Annotated in this window: 6 protein-coding genes; 3 read left to right on the top strand and 3 right to left on the bottom strand. The window is 50.0% G+C overall.

The genetic code is table 11. The annotated features are described in order from the left end of the window. Positions 1–918 precede the first annotated feature (918 nt). Positions 919–1,407, bottom strand: coding sequence for a hypothetical protein (locus CUC53_RS12825; protein ID WP_100294525.1), 489 nt, complete (start codon positions 1,405–1,407; stop codon positions 919–921). A gap of 16 nt (positions 1,408–1,423) precedes the next feature. Continuing rightward, positions 1,424–1,933 carry a hypothetical protein gene (locus CUC53_RS12820; RefSeq protein ID WP_100294524.1) on the bottom strand — a complete coding sequence of 170 codons (510 nt, stop codon included), beginning with the start codon at positions 1,931–1,933 and terminating at the stop codon, positions 1,424–1,426. Between the two features lie 363 nt (positions 1,934–2,296). On the opposite strand from CUC53_RS12820, the gene parA reads away from it, so the two are divergent. Further along, positions 2,297–2,941, top strand: a complete 645-nt coding sequence (gene parA / locus CUC53_RS12810) for a ParA family partition ATPase (protein WP_457921753.1) — start codon at positions 2,297–2,299, stop codon at positions 2,939–2,941. 36 nt (positions 2,942–2,977) lie between these two features. Then, the gene (locus CUC53_RS12805; protein WP_100294521.1) at positions 2,978–3,175 is read left to right on the top strand and encodes a plasmid partition protein ParG; all 198 of its coding nucleotides are present in this window, start codon (positions 2,978–2,980) and stop codon (positions 3,173–3,175) included. Positions 3,176–4,263: 1,088 nt separating this feature from the next. Here CUC53_RS12805 and CUC53_RS12800 read toward each other — a convergent pair. Then, positions 4,264–4,464, bottom strand: coding sequence for a hypothetical protein (locus CUC53_RS12800; protein ID WP_157798269.1), 201 nt, complete (start codon positions 4,462–4,464; stop codon positions 4,264–4,266). A 660-nt stretch (positions 4,465–5,124) separates the two neighbouring features. Here CUC53_RS12800 and CUC53_RS12795 point away from each other — a divergent pair. Further along, positions 5,125–5,367, top strand: a complete 243-nt coding sequence (locus CUC53_RS12795; protein ID WP_042469152.1) for a hypothetical protein — start codon at positions 5,125–5,127, stop codon at positions 5,365–5,367. Positions 5,368–5,477: the final 110 nt, after the last annotated feature.

Raw genomic sequence — 5,477 nt, 5'->3', positions numbered from 1 at the left:
ATGCTGTTATGGCGTTTGTGCCACCATTTAAACCGCACTAAAAAGACAAGCCACCCCTTTTGTTTCAATGCGTTACACCAGCTTTGCTGGTGTGTAATGTGTATGGCTGTGGACCACCGTTTTTAAGGGCGGAATGACGGCGTGAAGAGTGGCTATGTCGTTAAGGGCTGCACTGTTCGGGGGTACTGGAACACCGCGAAGCGGATAGCGGTACAGATCCGGTACAAAAGCGGTACAGATCCGGTACAAAAGTGGGACAGAACCGGTACAGAACCGGTACAGAACCGGTACAGAACCGGTACAGAACTGGGACAGAAGTGAGACATTTGCAGGGCGAGGCGGGGGGGCGAAAAACTGGGGCCAGCGGCCCCACTTTCCCACCATCGAGGCGGCTTATCTGATCGGGTGCACCTCGAAGGGTGGGGCAAGATACCGAAACAAGCCGCAGGATGCAAAAACAGGCCGAAACCATACCCCGCAGGATCCGGCCCTCAAACCGCCTCAGAAGCGTTGCAAACTTTCAGGCAGTAAATGCCCTGTCTGGAGCGTCGAAACGCCACCAAACGCGATACAGGCGGCCATATCCTGACGGAGTGGCCGTTTTGCCATGTGAAATCGGCAATTGAACATAAAAGGCGTTATGCGCATCAGTTTTTGACGGTTTTACATGAAATGTCAGGCCTGTTGGGTGCACGGATTAAACGCAAAATTTCTTGCATTAAATGCGTGAGTCACGCAATATTGAAGGTGTGAAAGGGCTTCTTTAGAGAGTTTACTCAGGGCTTCAGCTCTCTACTGTTTAGTCACCAAGTCTTTGCTGAGAAGACTTGCTGGTAGCCACACTTCAATAGTGTTCTCTGAACCCACGTGCTAAAGAGAAGCCACGAGCTATCAAAATTCAAAGCCCAGCTGGCTATGTCAGCTGGGCTTTATCAATTTCCCAATCACTATGCCTGTGATGTTCTTCTTCCCATAAGCGGATACGATCGAGTAGCTCGTAACTTGATCTATAACCTTTCTTTCAAGAATCACCACCCCACACGTTGTGTTCAGCGCGATGGGACGGGCGGCATCAGTTTTGCTTAAAAGTATGTCCACGCCTTCACTCAGAATGTCTGCGATGATCATTGGCGTTTGATCCGGCGTTGTGATTCCTAGGTCACCTTTGTGCTTTTCCCAAACATGACGCGCCCCAAAGGCCCCTGTACGTTGTCTCCCATGTCCGGCAAGGCCTAATTTTAAGTAAATCTCCCCCTCGCTGACGCCATTGCTGTTCGGTGGGATTTTTCCAAAAGACAAGCCACCTGTTTGCGGGTTTGTGACCAGTGCATTTTTAGTCTTCTTCCCGTTTATGACCTCCTCGCTAAGGTCTGACGGTTGGTACACTGTGGGAGAAGGAGCGCTCATTAATTATCCTTTTTGATTAAAATTTGGTCCCAACATCAGACATTCTGCTTACTAGCGCGTTATAAAGTTCATCTTTTGGTGTGCTCTGGTACAGAGATTGAACAGCCATGAAGGGATTCATGATTAGCACGTAGCTGAACTCTCCATATACCCCTTCTTTGGGTTTGATGAATCCCATGTCAGCTAATTTTTTCATTCTACTTACCCAGGTAGTGACAGCTCTTTCTCCAGTAAAACCGGCTTCAAATGCAAGCCTTTGTTTATCTCTAATCTCGAGAAAGCTGTTATCAAAGACGTTGCAAAGCAAAGCAATGTAAGTCCCAGATACAGGGGTCCCCTTTCCTGCAAAGCGGTCCATTATTCGCGCTAGTTGTGGAAGTGTCCGCGGAACCGAAGCAAACCCTTTGTGGGTTTTTTTGTCCCAAAGTTCTAGCTTCTCTAGCTCATCCCCCCAGATTTGCTGACGAAGGGCTAGCCGCTTTTCCTCTTGCCTCTTTTTCCCAACTGCCTCTGATTTCTGCGTCATCCAGCCCTCCTTCGGAATAATGGCATTTAATCCCATTTTTCCTTTTGTATCAATGATTTACGTCATGCTTGCTCGCGTGGTCTTTTTTTTAAAACAAGACGACTCAGTAATGCAATTGTTTTTTATTTTTGAGACTACAACACCCAATTGCAATATATATTACGGCTGGCTGTTGTATGTCATTGTTTTTTATTGGTTTTTTGTTTGCTTGGTGTTATCCGGGTTATCAGATGTTATCTGGTGTTATCTGATGTCATCCATGTTATCCGTGGAGGGTGTGGGAGGTATGGGGGGGGAAGTGGGCCTAGTGAGATCTTGCTATTTGTTTATAAAGAGGTGAGCATCAAACGATGTTTTGAGTAAATGAGTGCTTCTATTATGAAGGTGGTTTCAGTTCTAAATCAGAAGGGTGGAAGCGGAAAGACCACAATTGCTACCCATCTAAGTAGGGCATTCCAGCTGGCTGGCCATGATGTGCTCTTGATCGATAGCGATCCCCAAGGAAGTGCTAGAGATTGGGCCGCAGTTCGGGACGAGCAACCTGTACCGGTTGTTGGGATCGATAGGCCAACCATTGAGCGCGACATAAAGGCGGTGTCTCATAAAAACCTGATCGTAATTGACGGTGCTCCACAAGCGGCTGACTTGGCTGTATCGGCTATCAAAGCAAGTGACCTAATACTGATTCCAGTCCAGCCTTCGCCCTATGACATTTGGGCTGCTTCCGATCTCGTTGATCTAGTTAAGCAGCGTATAGAGATGACTGATGGCCGACTCAAAGCCGCTTTTGTCGTTAGTAGGGCCATCAAGAACACTAAGATCGGTGCAGAAATCAAGGAGGCTCTGGAGGGTTATGGTTTACCTGTGATGGAGGCGAGAATCACTCAGAGCGTGGCCTATCCGAGTACTGCGGCAGCGGGTACAACGGTCCTCGATGCCGAGCCTAACAGCAATGCAGCCCAAGAGATCCGAGCCTTGGCAATCGAAGTGCTGCAATTGATAGAATGAGTTAACACTCTTGTGAGTAAGTGAGGTTTTGAGTAAATGAGCATTCTGAAGGCTGGCCGCCCAAGCAGCGAAAAGCGGGCTATGACGATGGGTGATATAGCAGGGAATGAGAAGTTGAAACGGGTCAATTTCGACTTACCTGAGGCTCTGCATACTCGGCTGAAAATCCATGCCGCAGCTCAAGGCAAAACGATCAAGGATGTTCTTACCGAGTTCGTTGAGGGCTTATCGTGAGTTGATGGTGCGCACTTGAAATTTGATAATCTTGTGGGGCTATCCTCTCAGGATACCAAGGCGCATTTATGAAGATTATCAGGTATGTATGTGACGTTTTACTGCTAAAAACCGGCAAGTTCAGCTTGCGTGGATCCGGATCCAGATCGTAATCTGTGCGTCGCAGAAACGAAAAACCGCCTTGGCGGGCGGTTTTTCGATGGTATTCAGAGTTGGCGCTCTTTGTACCAGGTAACGGCTCCGTAAGAGGGAAGCAGCTACCCAAAGTCCTAATCAGTTTAGCGGCACCATGCCGTATCTTTCAAGCAAATTCCCTCTCTAACGCCCGTTACCGAAGGCCACCACCTTTGGCGCTTTGTCGTACCCGCACGGATTGGAAGCATGAGTTTGTTGCCGTGGGTGGGTGTGGTTGGTCGGGCAGAACGGGGAAATCTCACATACTGCCCAGCGTGCGATCGCGCACCACAGCCGCCCACGATTCGCAACCGTGGGGCATTTGCAAGCAGAGCGTAACGGGGAACCAACCACGGCCAGCTCTTAAAAAACGGCGCGGCAGTCTGGCCATCAGGCGGGGACTAAAGCAGATGCAGCAAGGACGGGGTGTGTCTCTGGAGCGCGTGAGAGGGAGCTGCCGCAAGCAGTCTCGATAGTCCGGAGCAAGGCGAGTCTATCTTGTGTAACTACGTCATTTTTAACGTAGCCAAGCAGGAGGGCTCTCCTATCTTGAAGCGCAGCGGAAAGATAGGAGAGCCCGCTCACTGGGGAGCTCTGCGACATCCTTTTTCGCGCGGCCTTTAGGCCGTTGTCTTTGAGCTCTTCATAATCGAGAGAGGATCTTGGCGAGGTGGTTAAGCCCGTTCCCGAAGGGCTGTCCATCAGGCCGTGTTTTTGGCCTGTGGGCAGTAGGGCTTATCCACGGAGCGGGGTTGGTTTTTTCGTACGTACGAAATTTGAGGTGTTAGGGCAGGATTCGCAAACTGCTGGCGTTTGCCGCCGCTCTTGCCCTAACACCGTTCTCGCCCATTCTCCGGCAGCCTTCATCTCTTCCCGTAGCTCTGCTATTTCCTTTGTCGCCAATGGGCGATATGTCACTGGCTGTCTCCTTTGCACTGCCGCGCTTCGATTTGGTGGATGTCCTCCATGACAGCAGCAAGGAGGGATGGATCGTTTTCTTCCTTGGCGGCTTCTAGGTATGCCGCGATCTCCACACGGCTAGTCAAATGGTCCACAACGTCGTACTTACTGAATTGCTCCTCTGGAACGTCCTTCAAATTACCTTTTTGATTCATCAAATTAGTCATCCGATTTTGTGGGCTCGTCACCTGTCATCCGTTTTGTACTCTATTTTGTCCTCTCCCTTACCTCCATGCAGCATTCTGCAATCCATTTTGTAGGCATTCCGTAGGTATGCAGTAGGTGTTCTGTGGGTGAACGGTAGGGCTTTAGTAGGCTTTCTGTAGGGGATCTGTAGGGGATCTGTAGGGTTTGGCGGTTGAGCTGTTTATGGACACTTTCTTTTTGGATCTCCCTCATACAACCCCGCAAGTCTTTAATGTGCCCCATTTTGTGCCCTGTTTTGTGTCCAACCAACTGATTTTTTGACCTTTTATGTGTCTCTTTGTGTGTCCTGTGCTTTGTGGTGTGTGCCCCTTTTTGTGTCTCTTTGTGTATCCCTCCGCCCGCTCGTTAGAAAATGATTCACTGCCTTCAGGCACGACACCGACTGTATACAGGCACGAGACCGAGCGTATACAAACTGCGTTTGTACCGTCGGCGTGCCTGCATCCTATCGGCGTGCCAAAGGGGCGCCCCTTTGAAACCCGAGTGCGGTTCTACGAACCTGAGTAACGCTAATCAAAATTAGAATTTGATGGTTCGTAATTATAATTTGATGTTTAGCTGCGTTGGTGTCATAACGTAGATATGAATCATCAAAAAAGGTTTTTGATATGGAAGAGATCAAGGCGAAGTGGGTATTTGAACAAGGGGGCTTTGCCAAGGCGGTGATCGCCCCGACCCCGATGGGTGCCGGCTACCATCTTCACCTGGTGAAGTTTGGCCGCAATGCAGAAACGGAAGTGCTGGAACGCCAGCGCGGAGGCTGGCGGGTCTTTAAGACCATCGATGCTGGGGTTAACACGGCGCACACCATCGGTTTTCGCCGCATCGAGGTGGATCTAAGCAGTCGTTAAGGCTGCCGCGCTGCGCTTGCCGACTCCCGAACGAAGCGCGACAGACTGCGCTAGTCGCTCCCGTTTGGGAGTGTTGCCCTGATCTCCACTGGGTGGGGCCACTGGCCCCA

Origin of the sequence: Aeromonas cavernicola (assembly GCF_002795305.1) — a bacterium.
In the GTDB taxonomy this organism is placed as follows: Bacteria; Pseudomonadota; Gammaproteobacteria; order Enterobacterales; family Aeromonadaceae; genus Aeromonas; species Aeromonas cavernicola.
This window is presented reverse-complemented; position numbering and strand designations above follow the sequence as displayed.